We start from the raw sequence: 16,780 nt of genomic DNA on the forward strand, positions 1-16,780 counted from the left end.
GGTCAACACCCGCTCAAAAGCGGAAGTAATTTTTTAATCATACCTTAACTTCAGGGTATGATTCCGATGTTGCACTAAAGTTTTTAGCCAATTGTATAACATCTGAAATATTGATGCTGTTATCCATATCAAAATCACAAGTTGAATTGTATAGGGCATCACCTTTTACTGAATTGAAGGCTTTTGCAATTTCAACAACATCCATCATGTTTATTGCACCGTCCTGTGCATTTCCTGATGCCGGCAGATCTCCAGCCCAGATTTCAACAGGTGATGAAACGATTCCTATAATATGATTTTTGCTGCCCAATAAATCCTTAATATTTCTTGTAAGATAACCGGGCTTAGATATACTAAGGCTGTAAAGACCTCTTATAACCGGTACATTTTCCAGCTTGAAGAAACCGTTTTTGTCTGTCGTTGCAGTAAATGTGGATACGCTGCTTTTTAGTTCAACCTTAAATCCTTCGTTTATATCGCTGCTTTTTGATCCTACACTTGATTTTACATAGCCTGAAACTGATATTGCCTGTTCTGCGGACATGCCGTTATTGGCAAAAGCTGCCATAAATACCAAGGCGGAGTTCCAATAAACTGTGTGCTCATTTGCAACCCAGTCATTGGTGGATTTCGTATAACATTTTGCTGCAAACCTTGACAGACCTGCTCCTTCATAAGCATTAGGCCCCCCAGGCATATAGCCCGAAGGAATTCCCGCTTTATTATCGGTATTGTATATGTTGCTGTAAACACCTTTAGCAGAGTCTTCACCATAGCCTGAGACAAAGCTGTAACGCAGAGGGTTTGTACCAAGCAGCCAGTTTAATGATCCAAATCCAAGTATATTTACCGAATCACTTGATTTTCCTAAAAGCTTGGCCCCGATAATCGCATCCATAGGAGTATTCATAACCTGCATATTGATTCCCCAGAAGTAGTTGCCTGGAACAACGGCGTTTTTCCATGGGTTGTTGTTATATCTTGTTGAGATTTTGTTCATCCATCTTTCAAACTGTGTATTGATCCATGCAACTACCTGAGAGTCTTTTGATTCTGCTTTAAGATAGCACAAAAATGCTGTAAACCACATGTCTCCCCATGTATGTCCATAACCATATGAATCGGTAAACTTAGATTCGAATTTAGTATAATTGTTCTTAAAGTATGTATTATACTTTTGATCGGATGTCGCCCTGAATAGTGAAGCAGCAGCCCAAAGCCTGTCACTGCTGTCATTGCTTACATTGTATGGGCCGGGCGGTGACACAATATTGGAAGTATTAATTTCAAGGAATGTCCATGCCTTTTTAGCTGAACTAAGACACCCTGCAGCGAACGTGGGGTCGAAATCCTTATACAAGAGATATGCTTGTGCCAGTATAGCAGCTGCACAAGCTGTATCATCTGTGGTACATCCATTCTGGTCCATTATGATTCTTTGTTTAACATTTTCGTCACTATCAGATTGAACCCTCGGATAAAATCCTCCGCTTGCTGAATCCTGCATCTTAAGCATCCATTCAAGCTCCCATCTGCACTCATCAAGCAAATCAGGTATGTTGTTGCCGCTTTCAGGTATATTAAACTGATTGTCGTTAAACTGTGAGGGGAACATTTCATATGCCCAGAAAAGATCGGAAAGTCCTGATGCCCCTGCATTTACATATTTTCCGTAATCTCCTGCATCATGCCAACCCTTGGTAATGTTTATAGGAGCCTTTTTGCCAGAAGCAAAATTTGCTATTGAATCCTGTGGTGTCTTATCCTGTCTTGGATAGCCCATTGAATAAGGTTCTTTAAGCTCGATACCCTGACGCTGGAAGTAGAAGTACCTTGCTGAATCAGCTATGAGATTTTTATATATATCCTGACCTATTCTAAATTTGGGCGAAGCTTCAATACCAGGTGCCGAAACAGTCATATAATACTCTCCGGGTACTTTCAATTCTGTAAAATCAGCCTTTAATATCTTTTCTCCCGAATCTACAGATTCAAAATCTGTAACCAGTGCTAATTTATTCTGGTATGCAACAGAATTATCTGATACTTTCTTCACTTGGAATTCTGTGCCTTCAACAGCTTTGAGCTCTTCAGGAAACCCTGTAACGAGGGCATATTTTTCACTTTCGGGTATGAACCCTAATTGGTTGATTTTAATGGCAGGAGCCGCTTTCTCATTGTCTGGAGAAGTTATCTTCAAATCATTGAACCAAACTGTAAATGGGTTCGCATGAACCTTCTCAATAATCAAGCAGGTAACAGAAGAAGGATCAAAATTTTTGTTAGCGGCTTTAATATCTTTAAGAGGTATTTTCACATGCTGCCAGTCAGTGGTTATTTGTGCATATTTGGAGACAGAGATTTTTGCATCAAGTTCAAGGCCAGTTGTACGTTCATAAACTTTATCCCTGAATCCCATTACAAAGTCTTCCCCGCCATCCTTTCCCTTTATGTTAAATTCAAGATAGCCGTTTTCAATATATTGTGAGATGTCGTGGGAGTTCCAACCTCTAATTGTAAGGAGGGATACCCACCAGCCTGATGTAACAGGCTTTGAAATATTAAGCCTTAAAGATGGAAGATTGTTGTATGTAACTGTTGTATCAAGCGGCAGAGTGCTGTTGACTGTCTCTATCTCTTCTGCCCCACTTCCGGTCCAGCCTCCAACAGATGAGTCTTTGAATATCTGGACATCAAGCAGTTTTCTGTAACCCTCGGAGGGGTTAGCAGCGTTTGAATATACCGGAGGTACAAATATGGTTATAACCAACATGACCGCCAGTAACAGTGAGATTTTTTTTGTCATTCTTATCATTCCCCTTTTCTTAATTATTTTTTATTTTAAAAGTACTAATATTTTTAATATATTTAGCACTTTTAATCGTTAAAGGTAAAAAAGACAAGTATAATAGTAATATTAATTCTATCATTATCTGGGAGTAATTTAAAGGAAATTTGTTATTCTAGTGTAGATTAGTGAGATGTGTTTCTAGACATTTAAAAAAAATATTTTATAATATGTAACATTCATCACATTCAAACGTTTAAATAAAGAAGGCAGGTGATGCTAAGTGGATGCCTTGACTTCACTTTACAGTGAACTTGCGGAACCGTTAGCCAGATATGCAATGTCTTTTATTAAAGATTCAGCATTAGCCGAGGATATCGTTTCAGAAACATTCTTGAGGGCTACTAAGCATTGTATAGCTTATAACGAACTTCCAGCCAGGGCTTGGTTTTATAAAGTAGCAAGAAATATTGCACTTGATATGATTAGGAAAAAAAGAAATATCGAGTATGGTGAAATTCCTGATGCCATAGACAACTCAAGGGATATAAATCCCGAGATTTCAGCATTGCATACCGAACGGATGGAAATGCTTTCAAAAAGCCTATCCAGACTTTCAGAGCCATATAGATCGGTGCTAATGCTAAAGGAGTATAATAACCTTACATATGCTGAAATTGCAAGCATCATAGGGGTTAGTCTTGATAATGTCAAGGTAATTTTGTTCCGTGGTAGGCAGAAACTAAAAAATCTTTACAGGAGGGATTATAATAATGAAATGTAAAGAGGTACAGGAAAAGATTCCTGAGTATCTTGCAGGAATTCTTGATAAAAGTAGCAAAACCCAAATGCAAGAACATTTGGAAAACTGTGTCGAATGCAGCAGTGAAATAAAACTGATAAACGATGGTTTCAATTTTGGTTTTGTGCAAGAAGATATTATAAATCAGAACAAAATCATAAAAAAGACCAGAGCAAAATTTAATATGGAAATATTGAGAAGTGTCTCAATAATCATTGCTGTTTTTATATTAATCCTGGGGGCTTCCGCTACTATACTAAAAATGAGGTCAGCAGTCGGACAGGAAAAGGCGTCAAGGGCATTGATGGATGTTGTTCAATTTTCCCAGCCAAATATGGTAAACATGTGGGGTAACAGTACCGGCAGTGTGTTTTCAGTGTCTCTGAAAATTGGAGCACGGTCTGTAGTTGGAAAAAAGTACGGTGAACAGTTCGAGTATATAGGTAACATGTCGGCTATAACAGGCAAAGTTTCTGTCCCGGTTATTATAGGAGCAAATTTTGTTCACCCAGGCTTATATAAAGGTCAGGATTTTGATAGGGATAGAAATGTAAAAGCACAGACTGATTTATTGAAAAGAAATATCGACACAACTGTTGCTACCGTTGACTATTCCCTGAAGAATACAATATCCCTTGAGTATGTGGAAAAGTTAATCGGCAGGTTTGATGTTGAGATATGCTGGATGGCTGTTGAGGCTGGTATTGAGGATGTCAAGCCTCAGAATATGACTCTTGAAAAGCAGCAGGTGCTTCAATGGGGAATCCCTGGAAAATTATCAAGGCCTGGGCACTTTCAATATTCACAGCTAAAAGAGGGAAAGATAAAAGAGTATGAGAAATCGGTGCTGGAGGAAATTAAGTGGCTTGATGACAATAAGGATTTATTAATAGCAGACAAATCTTTATTAAGTAGCAATGGGATTGACAACTCTGTAAAAGAAAAAGCCGCGTATATTCTTAAAAACGGAATAAAAATATACGGGCTTCGCATTACAGGTCCCTCCAGCGAACTCGTAAAGCTTACCGGAGAATTGGATGCAAGGACAATGTCTGTTATAGATATGAGTTTCTGGAACTGGTGAATATGTAATGTGATTAATATTTTAGGATCCTAAAACAATATTAGATTGTCCTCAGCTTTTATACCCATAATAAAATTGTTTTTTTCCGAAAGAGTACATGTATTTTTGTTGTACGGGTTTCTAACGGTATTGCCATTTTCGATCCATTGGATAAGCTCAAAATCTGTGTATATTTCATCGGTATTATAGCCTTTATCCTTTATATATCTACTCAAGCCATATTTATAAACGGAGTTTGATGCAGTCAGCTTAACCCTGTAATTTATTTTTATAATATCATTAGGAGCAAAGCTGCTGTTAATTGTTATTTGAAGCTTCTGGTTATCGCTATTTCCAGAGCTCAATATTTCTATAATTATATTGTTTGAATTGATTAGAACACCATTTTTATATGCTTTGAAATATTGTTTATCAATAAAATTTTTGCCTAATGTTTTAATCTTAAACCCGCTGTTTTGCTCCGCACTATCCTTTTTGAAGTTCATATCGATGTTTAATACAGGTGAACTGATTGTTCTGTTAATTTTCATTTGCAATGAAGCCGGTATGTTGTCACCCACTGCGAACCTGTTTGAATTGGTCATTGCCTTGTGCAGCATTGCGTTTACTACAACTGGAGTACTTGTAGGCGTCGGAGATAGTGTAGGTGTTGCCGTATTGGTTGGTTTTGCTGTATTGGTAGGCGTTGCAGTACTTGTAGGTGCTGGTGTTGAAGTCGGCGTGTTTGTAGGAGAAGGATTACTCGGGTCAATTCCCCAACATAGCTCATCCCCTATAGAACATGTTATCTTATCCCAGTCAACATAATCATCGGAATTACTGCTTGAATAGTCATTTGCATTATTAAAATCTGACCAGTTATTCTTGTTTATGGCACAATAAAGCTCCCTTTGCTCCCCTCTTAAAAGTTTGTCTCCAGCATTTGTGAAATTGATATGTGCTATATAATCAACTGTGCTCAGGGGTGGCTGCACTTTGGTAAATGTTATCTTTACATCTGACGTGTTTCCGTTCTCATACCAGTAGCAGCTATATGATTGAGGACTATCACCGTCAATAGTATAATAATAGTTTATTATCACATCTTTTAAATTTATAGTGCCAGCACCAATATTGATCATATTTATTTTAAAGCTGACAAATTTGGAGTTGTTACTGATATTATACATTTGAAGTTTAATTGACTGATCGGGTAGAGCTGTTGTAAGTGCTGGCTCGGTTCCCCAGACTAGGCTGCCATTTATGTAAGCGGTTGTCTTATTCCAGTCAATGTATGTTGATCCGGGATTGAATGAATAGTCATCGGTTTGTGTATAGTTTTCCCAATTATTTTTATTTATTGCAACATACAAATCTCTGCTTTGGCCTGAAGGCAATGAACCTACAGAACCGGTGAAGCCTACCTCCAAGTAACAATCTGCTTCAGAGCTTACGGTATTCAAAGGCTTGAATGTGCCGGTAACATACGATGTACTGCCACCATTATAGCTGTAACAGTTAAATGACTGATTAATATACCCGTTTACAGTATAGTAATATCTCACTTTTACAGTGTTAAGGTTTATTGATGCAGCGCTGGTATTTACCAGTCTAATCCTTAGTTGAATTGTGTTAGTTGATTCTTTATTTGAATTACTATACATCTGAACTTTTAGAGAAGCTCCGGCAGAGTTAACAAATACAGGAATGCTGTATATAATTAATATTATCGAAAGCATCAAAGAAGCTATCCCCGATGCTTTTTTAAAAAAACATAAAATATACATATCTCACCCTTCTTCCGTATGTTTATGCAGAAATCGGCATGTAGAAAACAATGTTAAGTTTTTCAACATGAATGTACATTTGAAATATACTTTGTTAATGGGAGAGTTTTTGTTAATGCTGCAATTGGACATGACTTTATCGCTTAATTATATTATAGCATAAAATCAAGCGTTTGAAAACATTTTACTACTCACTTGTTTTAATTAGTCAGGTATTTTTATTATAAATGTTGTTCCTTTTCCAAGAGTACTTTTACATTTTATATTCCCACTATATTCATTAGTTATAATATTGTAAACTAAATTTAGGCCCAACCCGGTACCGCCTTTTCCTCTTTTAGTTGTAAAAAACGGCTCATATATTTTCTTTATATCGTTTTCACTTATACCTTTTCCATTGTCGCTGTATTCAATTACAATTTCGTTAAATTCTTTTGTAACACTTATTTCAATAGTACCTGCTTTCATATTCTCAAAACCATGGAAAAGTGAATTTATAACAAGGTTCGTAATAACTTGGGACATACCTCCTGGTGAAGCATAAATTACCAGATTATCGTCACAATTTACAATTATTTTGTGACTGGTTGATTTTATTTTGGGGTACAAGCTTAGTAATACTTCATTTATGTAATCCTTTATAAAAAATCGTCTTTTTTCCACAATTGACTGATCTGAAGCTATTTGCGTAAAACTCTTCAAGAGGTTTGAAGCCCTATCAAGGTTAATTGTAAGAATTTCAATTGTTTCCATAGCAGTTTCAATATATTTTTTTAGATCAACTTTTTTAATCTTTCCGGTCTCAATTGATTTGATTATTTCATTATTTTTATCTTTAAGATATGATGCTGCTGTCACATTGACACCTACAGGAGTATTGATTTCATGGGCTACTCCTGCAACAAGCCCACCTAGTGCAGCAATCTTTTCTGAATGGATTAATTGCTTTTGTGTTTGCTTAAGGGTTTCCAATGTAGCTTCCAGTTCTGTTTTTGCAACATCACGATCCATGGCAATGCCCAGAAGAGTATTAATAACAACGGAAATATTATATTTTGTAAGTGCCGATAATTCCTTAAACGGGCTTGCGTAAGCCATTACTCCCCAGTTTCTTGTTGTTGAAGAGATTGGCATTATCCAAATTATATCATCATTGTCCATGCATTTTTTGTTTTCCAAGATATCAAAAGGCGGGAAATTATCAAGACTACAGGATAAGTCCAAATTTTCCAGGTTTTTTGACACATCGTACAGGGCTTTTATATCTATGCTTTCCCGCTCTGATTTTTCATCATCCCAAAATCCTATACATTCCCAGGAATAGTCATCCACAATAAATGGAAATAGTTTTTTAATACCGTTTATGTCTGTTGTAAGCAGTTTTGTGCCGATATCAGAATTTTTTAATATTGCTTCCTCAAGGTACTTTATTATTGAATCTTTCTTTTTGGCACTTTCTATTGAAATATCCTTGCTGTCATCTATAGCATATTTACATCCGCAAGACTTTCTTATTACCAGTTCTGATTTTATAAATACTGTTTTTCCGCTTTTATCCCTGTTTTTAATCTTATCAATCAATGTTTTTGCAGAGGTAAATCCTAGATCATAAACATTCTGATCAATCGTTGTAATACCCGGATTGCAGTTTTTTGCGAAGTAGCTGTTGTCATAACCTATTACTGCTACATCTTCCGGTACCGATATCCCATGACTGTTAAGTTCCTTGAGGGCACCGACTGCAAGGCTGTCGTTTCCTGTAAATATTGCTGTAAACTCTATTTTATTTTTTATCCAATGCTCAATTGCCAGTTTACCATCCCTTGGCATTGCATATTGGCTAAAATAAACAAGGTTTTCATCAAAAGGTATCCCGTTATGAAGTAGCGTGTCCTTATAACCCAAAAAACGCTCCTTCATATCGTCACTGCCCATCCAGCCTATAAAACCAACTTTCCTGTGACCGTGCATAATAAGATGTTCTACAGCATTCTTTGCTCCTTTTATATTGTCACCCTTTATTAATGTACTTTTTTTTCCTCCATCATTAACACCTATAAATACCATAGGTTTGCCTTTCTCAGTTATTGCATTTATATGACTTTGGCTGGCACCTTCAGGCAACACTATCCATCCGTCTACATGTTCAAAAGCTAAATTATAATAGCTCTCAACCTTCTTTATTTCATTAGAAAAACGACTTATCATAAAAGTATTAATCACAAACAATTTAGCATTCATGTCTTTGACACAGTTATAAATACCGTTTATAAGATTACCGTGATATGTTCCTTCAGTAAATTTTGTTATAACACCAATCCGCAGCCTTTTATCCATAATTAACCCTTTCTTTTATAGATACCAAATGCAAATAAAATAATTCTATTGTGCAATCAATGATAGGGGAAGTTTTATTATGAATCTTGTCCCTTTATTATACTCGCTTTCGCATTCTATAGTTCCGCCAAGCTTTTGCTTTATAATATTGTTTATTATATATAATCCCAATCCTAAACCGTCATTGTCCTTTTTAAATGTAAAAAACGGCTCGAAAATCCTGTCATAGATTTCCTTTTCTATTCCTCGTCCATCATCCTTATATTCCATAACAAGGCTTTTATCGGTTTTTTCAAATATTATTGAAATTTCGCCGCCTCTACCTTCATCGTATCCATGAATTATTGAGTTTAGAATAAGACTTGTAAGCATCCGGTAAAAATCTCCAGGATTGCATATTAGGTAAAGATCTTCAGGGCACTTAAGATTAACTTTTATATCCATATTTCTTGAGTTTAGGTCAAGACTTAAAATGACATCATTTATATAATCATTAACTTTAAAAATCCTTGTTTCATCAATAGAATTATCCAATGCAATTTGCTTGAATTTTGTTATAAGGTTTGAGGCTTTCTGTAAATTTGAAAGAAGTATTTCAGAAGACTCATTGTTTTTTTCCAGAAGATTTAGTAAAGCAGTCTTAGGTATCCTATTTTCCTCAAATAAATCCTTTAACTTGTGTATATTGCTTTTTAGTTCAGATGTGACAGCAATACCTATACCTATAGGATTGTTTATCTCATTGGCAACACCTGATACCAGACATCCCAAAGATACCATCTTTTCTGATTCTATCAGCTGCTCCTGGGTTTTCTTTAGTGAATCTAATGTTTCCTTCAAATCTGTCATTACAAGATTTCTGTCTATAGCAATGCCAAGCAGGTTAAACATCAGCATATGCATTTCATATACAAAGAGAGTGGTTTCTTCGTGGATTTTAGTTATATATGACATAATACCTATGTTCTTTTTCTCTGTGGATATAGGAACCACCAATACTACATCGTTCTTGCCCAAATTTTGATAAGGCATAAGCTCCAAAGGAGGAAAACTTTCCAATGTGCACTCAATGCTTTTATCAATTTTACTTTTACTTATATTATCGACAACTGTTTGAGTTATTATCTTATATTTAGATTCTTTATCCCCTGTATACTGGCCGAAACAAAACCAACTATATTGGTCAGTTATTTGTGGAATCAGCTTTATAATTTCACTAATACTCAATGCAAAAAACCTTGTTCCAAGATCCGAGTTCTTGTACAATACATCTTCAAGTCTTTCTATCATATAGTTTTTTTGATTTATAACATCAACTGTTATAATATCATCAGTTGTTTTATATATGCAGCCGCAAGATTCTCTTATAACAAGATCAGATATTACAAGCACTTCTTTTCCCACATTCTCCCCTTTTAAAAGTCTCATTACCGTTCTTACAGCTTCCCTACCAATTTCAAAGGTATTTTGATTTATACTGCTTAAAGCAGGCACATTATTTTTTCCACTATCCGAGTTATCGTAACCGATAATCGCTATGTCCTCAGGCACATGAATATTGGCATCTTTTAACCCCTCTATCAACCCAATTGCCAAATAATCATTTGCAGCAAATATAGCTGTGAAGTCTATCCCATTTTTAAGCATATCTAAAGCCACATTTTTTCCGATATTCGGCACAGGATTGCTTACTTCATAAACAATACTTTCATCATAGAAACCATGTTCCTCAAGGGTTTTCTTATATGCTGCATGTCTTTGAGACATATCATAGATATTATTAGCCCCTACATAAGCTATTCTCTTATGTCCATGGGACAGAAGATGTTCAACAGCCTGCTTTGCACCATTATAGCTATCATCAAGCACTGCGGTACAGTTACCACAATAAGAACGTTGTCCGACAAAGACAACAGGTTTTCCGCTTTTTATAATCCTATTGACATATTCTGCTTTTACCCCTATAAGAATGATCCAGCTGTCAATATGGTCGAATGAAAATGTATAATAGTCTTCATCACCTTTTATATCCATCCTAAATTTATCCAGCATATATGTGTTAAAAATAAAAAGTCTTCCTTCTTCTTGTTTTATTATGTTCTGTATGCCCTTTAACAAAGATCCGAAATAATAATTCTCAATATATATTGAAACAACACCTATATTACATCTCTTTTTATTCATATATTATTTCTCCTATCTTTATTTTGATGAAAACAATTATTCATACAGCTTTGCTGCCTTATTTCTTGATGTTTCTGCAGCTATAAGCTTGCCCCTTATGTATATATTCAATTTTATCAGATAGTTATAGTAGTCTTTCGGATCAATCTTAATTGCCATATCCATATAGTCATCTGAAAGTGTTTCATTTTTTAGCTTTTGCTCTGCAAATGCTTTTGCAGCATAAGCCCTAGCGAAATAAGGGTTATAGTCTATGGACATGCCAAGTTAAATAGAGGCATTTTTGTAATCATCAAATTCTAACGCTTTATTTATATTAAAAAGTGCTCCATCCAGACTGCTAAGTCTAAACTGTACCTGTGACTTGTCAAAATAAAGACTTGAAATTCCTTGTTCCAATTCTATAGCCTTGCTATAGGCACTCATGGCATCTCCAAAATTGCCTTTTTTCAAAAGTATACTTCCTTTCAAGTGATAATTTCTATAATCATCTTTATTAAGGCTTATTGATTTTTTCAGCAGCTCATCTGCCTTATCGGCATATCCTTTTTTGAAATAGATATTTGCAGTTTCATAATAAGCTGCAGCAAAATTTTTATTGATGCCAAGGGCTTTATACAGCATATTTTGACAATAACGTCTTAATTTAGATGTTATTGTCGAATAAGTAAAATATACCAATGTACTGATTGTTAAATGTATAAAATTCTATAAAGATTTACCTTTACCCCAGCTAAAATAAAGCAAATAAAACTTTATAAATATTGTCTATATTGAAAAACTAATTAGAATTAAAATATCTCAGATAGGAAAATGATCAGAAAACTTTTAAAATAATTGTACCATTTTTCTACTTATAAATCAACTGATTGTTTCATATGAAATTCATTGAATCATTCACCACCTGAAGCTGTATTTGTCATATTTCCGATAATATTGACATATTTATTTATATTTATAATAATAAAAAAGTTGGTACATAAATAACATGTTATATTGGAATGGGTGATTCTAAATGATATCGAAATTCAAAGAGGTTATAACAGGAAAATCAAGTCACAAACCTGTTTTTGGAGCAAGAGAAATATTAAAATATTTAGGTCCTGGATTGCTTGTAACGGTTGGGTTTATTGATCCTGGAAATTGGGCCTCCAACATTGTGGCAGGTTCAAAGTATGGATATACTTTGTTGTGGATGGTGACCCTTTCAACGATAATGCTTATTATACTTCAGCATAATGTAGCACATTTAGGAATAGTTACAGGAGATTGCCTTGCTGAGTCAACAATGAAAAATATAAGGCCTGCTATTGCCAGGCCTATATTGGCAACTGGCATTTTAGCAGTAATTAGCACTGCATTGGCAGAAATTTTAGGCGGTGCAATAGCCCTTGAACTATTATTTGGTATACCCATACGAATTGGTTCAATTATAATTTTGGTTGTAGTTATATTTTTACTATTTTCTAATACATATACCAAATTGGAGAAGTTAATCATAGGTTTTGTTTCGATAATAGGATTTTCGTTTTTGTATGAAATAAGTATTGTAACAGTAGACTGGCCATCAGCATTAAAAAGCTGGGTTACTGTCAGTATACCTCATGGTTCTATGACAATAGTTATGGCAGTATTAGGTGCTGTCGTTATGCCGCATAATTTATTCCTGCATTCTGAAATCATACAAAGCAGGCAGTGGAACAAGGAAGATGAGGCCGTAATAAAAAAACAGCTTAAATTTGAATTTACTGATACCATTATTTCAATGATTATAGGATGGGCAATAAACAGCACAATGATAATTTTGGCAGCAACAACCTTTTTTAAAAACAATACCAATGTAACCGAGTTAGCCCAGGCACAAAGCTTACTTAAGCCAATGCTTGGGACAAATGCGGCAATTATTTTCGGTATTGCCTTGCTTTTTTCAGGAATATCCTCAACAATAACGGCAGGAATGGCTGGAGGAACTATTTTTGCAGGCTTATACAAAGAACCATATGATATTAAGGATTCCCATACTAAAATCGGGGTATCTCTTATTTTGATAATTGCAACAGTTATAATTTTTTTAATATCCGACCCCTTCAAAGGATTGGTGTATTCACAAATGATCCTAAGTATTCAACTTCCTATAACAGTGTTTTTGCAAATTTACCTTACATCATCAAAAAGAATTATGGGCAGGCACAGAAATTCTATTTTGCATAATATAGTTCTACTAACAATTGGGAGTGTTTTAGCAATTTTAAATATTATGTTGTTTAAGAGTTTTATATAGGAACGACCTTACAGGTATGGATGAAATATCCTTACACCAACTATAATCCGAATCTAAAAATACTGTTATTGCACTCTTCCCTTTGGGTGATGAATACGGACCACCAGAGTGTACAAGATTGTTAAATGCAGTAATAGGTACATAGTCCACCAAAACTTTTACATTGAATTGTTAGGCCAATTAGTAACAATAATAATTCAGTTTACATAATATAATGTATAAACTAAATTACGGAGGTTACTATGGATACGTCAATGAATGTTATTAATATGTCAGGGGATGAACAAAGCCATGTACACGAATTCGAAGGGAGCACCCACCTGGCAGAAGCAGGTGTAGATAGACATAACCATCGTTTTGCTGGAGTTACTGGTGAAGCAATTCCTATAGGCAATGGAAGACATGTTCATGATTTTCGAAGTAATACAGATTTCTTTGAAAATCACCATCATATGATTAAGGGTAGGACTGGCTCAGATATTAGATTACCAGATGGTAAACATATTCATTTTGTAGATTCAGTAACAACTGTTAATGATGGACACCGGCATGAGTTCGAATTTGCAACTTTAATAGGTCCAAGTCCTATAACTGATTAGTCTGAATTTTTTTGATGCTATTTAAGAGCCGTGAGGCTTTTGGTAGCATCTTTTTGTAATAATAAATTCGAATTATGAAATAACTTTTAAATTTAATTAAGTTTTATAATGAAATTGACGAACTATATACAGAGTACAGAGGAAAACTTGTGTATAAGGTATGGTGATATGATAAGACGAACATATTTATTTATACAAATAACCTTAGGTATCTATTTTATTGTATATTTTATAGCTGTAGCAAACCAATCAGACTTCTGGGGCAACGTCTTATCTCCTTTTGGAGCAATTTTTGCGTTTTTAATTCTTCTTGCCGCCTGTTTGAAATCAAAGCAAATGGAATTTTGCTGGCTGTTTGTAAGCTTAGCATGTTTAAGCTGGGCTACTGCAGATATTGTTTGGGCTATTTGCGAGGAAATATTGTCACTTAATCCTGAAAGTATGGATTTACTAATGTACCTATACCTGTTACCAAATATTTTTATTGCAATTGGAACAGGTGCATTTTTTATGTCCCAGTGGCACAAATGGAATAAGGTGCAGTTGGTTCTTGATGTTTTAGCTATTACAGTTACAGGGTTAACAATAACCTGGATTCTTTTTTTTCAAAAGCGATTTGAAATGCTTTTTATTATAAGTGCAACCAAATTAACATCATTTACAGCAATACTATGTGATTTATTTGCAGGCTGCTGTATTGGAATATGGTTTAGTTCCATTCGTGTGGGTAATGTTTCCGGCTATATACGATTAGTCATAGCCGGAGTGTTTATGTTTACAGCAGCTGACTTGTTTTATATTAATCAAATTTTTAACAATCAGTATGTTCCCAACTCATTAGTGGATTTTGTATACATGGCTTCTTTACTGATTATAGCTAATGGAGGTTTACAAGAACTATGTTGTAAAGAAAGGGATTGTCATGATGCTTCAAATTTTAAAAAACAGGAGAATACGGGAACCAGTAATAAAGGTATTATACTTCTCTCCTTAGTAATGGTGCTGATCTTTGTTAATAAACTCGGTAATTTAGAAGTCGTCATACTTGGAGGCATTATAGTGCTTTATCAGGTTTTTAGCAGCTATGTTCAATACACAATAAGAAATGAACAATTACTTCTTCGTGAAAAGAAATTAAATACATCTTTAGAAGAAAAAATTGCTGAGCACATAAAAGAATTGATTGAGGTTAATAAAAGTCTGGAAATCTTGTCACGGCAAGACACTATAACAGGCCTCTTTAACAGACGATATTTTTTGGATTCACTTGATCAAATGCTAAGGGATATTGATTCAAATGAATCTGTTGTACTCTTCTTCATGGATTTGGACAGGTTTAAAGCGATTAATGACTCTTGTGGCCATGATATTGGAGATAAGGTTTTAAAAGAAATTGCAGGCAGGCTTTCTCGTTGGAACTCTTCTAACGGCTTACTTGCTAGGCTTGGTGGAGATGAATTTGTATTTGCTCTTCGTGGATGTTATCAGTATACCGAAATCAAAACGATGGCTGAAGAGCTTGTTAGATGCTGTAGCGAATCCATTACCCTAGAGCCCTACCAGTTCAACATTACATTAAGCATCGGAATAACCCTATATCCTGCCGATGCACTCGAACGTAGCACTCTTATGAAAAATGCTGATATTGCAATGTATCATTCCAAATATCAGGGATATAACCAATTCTCCTTTTTCAACTCTGCCCTGGAAACTAAAATACGAAGAAAAAACAAGCTTGAGCTGTTATTAAAAAATGCAAATTTTGATAACGAGTTTGAACTCTATTACCAGCCCCAAATAAGAATTCCTGAAAACAAACTGATAGGTGCTGAAGCACTGCTCCGTTGGAGCTCACGTGAGTATGGCAGTATTTCCCCAAGCGAGTTCATCCCTATTGCTGAAGAAATTGGGATAATAGTACCGCTGGGAAAATGGGTAATGAAAGAAGCTGTACACCAGATTTCACTATGGAATACCAGTAACAACATGGATTTGAAGGTTGGAATCAATATTTCACCGAAGCAATTTGATTCACCAGACTTTGTAGATTTCCTGAAAGACCTGATAAGCAAGTATAAAGCCAAGCCTGAATGGCTGGATATAGAAATTACCGAAAGCATAGCCATGAAGGGCGAGTTAACGGTACAGGAAGTTTTCGCCGCCCTGACAGAACTTGGAGTTTCAATCTCCATTGACGATTTTGGCACAGGTTATTCTTCACTAAGCTATATAAAAAGATTTTCCATAGATAGGCTGAAAATAGCAAAACCATTGGTTGATAATATTTCAACTAGCAATGGAGATGCACAGATTGTTAAAGCTATTGTCATGATGGCTAAAGCTATGGGTATAAAAACCATTGCAGAAGGCGTTGAATATGAGGAACAGTCGAGACTTCTGATTGACCTTCAATGTGATGAAATACAAGGATATATATTCGGACGCCCGGTTCCAGCTTCAGAATTTGAAAAGTCTTTCTGCCATGCAGCTATATCAGGTAATTAAGTGATATAAAATTACTCATTATGGCAATGAATATATACATTATTAACAAGAAATAATATAAAAGGGTTAGTTTTGTAATGGACAAATAAAATATCATTAAGCAAAAGGTGATTATGAATCAATTAAGAAACAAGTCAGAAATTTTGGAAATATTAATTTGGAGCATTGCTTTTCCTGGGTTTGGGCAAATTTTAAACAAGCAAGTTTTAAAAGGAATATTACTAATATTATTAGAATTTCTAATTAATTCTCAATCTCAAATTAATTTAGCACTAATAGACAGTTTTTATGGTAATACTGAATTGGCAGTAGAGAAAATAAATTACCAGTGGTTCTTGTTTTACCCTTGTATTTATATGTTTGCTATTTGGGACTCATATAAAAATACACGGGGAGACAAACCGGTATTTATTGCACTTCCTTTTGGAATAGCA

General features: G+C 35.0%; 11 protein-coding genes and 1 pseudogene. 6 read left to right on the top strand and 6 right to left on the bottom strand.

Translation table 11 applies throughout. The annotated features are described in order from the left end of the window. Positions 1-37: 37 nt before the first annotated feature. Complete coding sequence (locus VIO64_RS11475) at positions 38-2,806, bottom strand: glycoside hydrolase family 9 protein (protein ID WP_331918258.1); 2,769 nt, start codon at positions 2,804-2,806, stop codon at positions 38-40. A gap of 265 nt (positions 2,807-3,071) precedes the next feature. Between VIO64_RS11475 and VIO64_RS11480 the strand changes: the two genes are divergently transcribed. Both VIO64_RS11480 and VIO64_RS11485 read left to right on the top strand, forming a co-directional pair. Continuing rightward, positions 3,072-3,572, top strand: coding sequence for a sigma-70 family RNA polymerase sigma factor (locus VIO64_RS11480; RefSeq protein WP_331918260.1), 501 nt, complete (start codon positions 3,072-3,074; stop codon positions 3,570-3,572). Beyond that, a complete protein-coding gene (locus VIO64_RS11485; protein ID WP_331918262.1) occupies positions 3,562-4,674 on the top strand; it encodes an anti sigma factor C-terminal domain-containing protein in 1,113 nt (370 codons plus the stop codon). The genes VIO64_RS11480 and VIO64_RS11485 overlap by 11 nt, the downstream gene beginning before the upstream one ends. A 29-nt stretch (positions 4,675-4,703) precedes the next feature. On the opposite strand, the gene VIO64_RS11490 is transcribed toward VIO64_RS11485, so the two are convergent. From VIO64_RS11490 to VIO64_RS11510, 5 genes are all read right to left on the bottom strand, one after another. Beyond that, a complete protein-coding gene (locus VIO64_RS11490; RefSeq protein WP_331918264.1) occupies positions 4,704-6,440 on the bottom strand; it encodes a cellulose binding domain-containing protein in 1,737 nt (578 codons plus the stop codon). A gap of 204 nt (positions 6,441-6,644) precedes the next feature. Further along, the gene (locus VIO64_RS11495; protein WP_331918266.1) at positions 6,645-8,777 is read right to left on the bottom strand and encodes a substrate-binding domain-containing protein; all 2,133 of its coding nucleotides are present in this window, start codon (positions 8,775-8,777) and stop codon (positions 6,645-6,647) included. 45 nt (positions 8,778-8,822) lie between these two features. Continuing rightward, entirely contained in the window at positions 8,823-10,961 is a 2,139-nt protein-coding gene (locus VIO64_RS11500) for a substrate-binding domain-containing protein (protein ID WP_331918268.1), read from the bottom strand. 36 nt (positions 10,962-10,997) lie between these two features. Further along, positions 10,998-11,222 (bottom strand): hypothetical protein, encoded by a 225-nt coding sequence (locus VIO64_RS11505; protein WP_331918270.1) that lies wholly within the window; start codon positions 11,220-11,222, stop codon positions 10,998-11,000. 6 nt (positions 11,223-11,228) lie between these two features. After that, a complete protein-coding gene (locus tag VIO64_RS11510) occupies positions 11,229-11,585 on the bottom strand; it encodes a hypothetical protein (protein ID WP_331918272.1) in 357 nt (118 codons plus the stop codon). Between the two features lie 391 nt (positions 11,586-11,976). Here VIO64_RS11510 and VIO64_RS11515 point away from each other — a divergent pair, with 391 nt between their 5' ends. The 4 genes and pseudogenes from VIO64_RS11515 to VIO64_RS11530 all read left to right on the top strand — a co-directional run. Beyond that, positions 11,977-13,242 carry an Nramp family divalent metal transporter gene (locus VIO64_RS11515; RefSeq protein ID WP_331918274.1) on the top strand — a complete coding sequence of 422 codons (1,266 nt, stop codon included), beginning with the start codon at positions 11,977-11,979 and terminating at the stop codon, positions 13,240-13,242. 242 nt (positions 13,243-13,484) lie between these two features. Next, complete coding sequence (locus VIO64_RS11520) at positions 13,485-13,841, top strand: YmaF family protein (protein WP_331918276.1); 357 nt, start codon at positions 13,485-13,487, stop codon at positions 13,839-13,841. Positions 13,842-14,009: 168 nt separating this feature from the next. Beyond that, positions 14,010-16,346, top strand: coding sequence for a putative bifunctional diguanylate cyclase/phosphodiesterase (locus VIO64_RS11525; protein WP_331918278.1), 2,337 nt, complete (start codon positions 14,010-14,012; stop codon positions 16,344-16,346). Between the two features lie 113 nt (positions 16,347-16,459). After that, a pseudogene (locus VIO64_RS11530) lies at positions 16,460-16,780 on the top strand (hypothetical protein); the annotation flags it as partial.

The sequence above is a fragment of the Pseudobacteroides sp. genome (genome assembly GCF_036567765.1).
Classification (GTDB): domain Bacteria; phylum Bacillota; class Clostridia; order Acetivibrionales; family DSM-2933; genus Pseudobacteroides.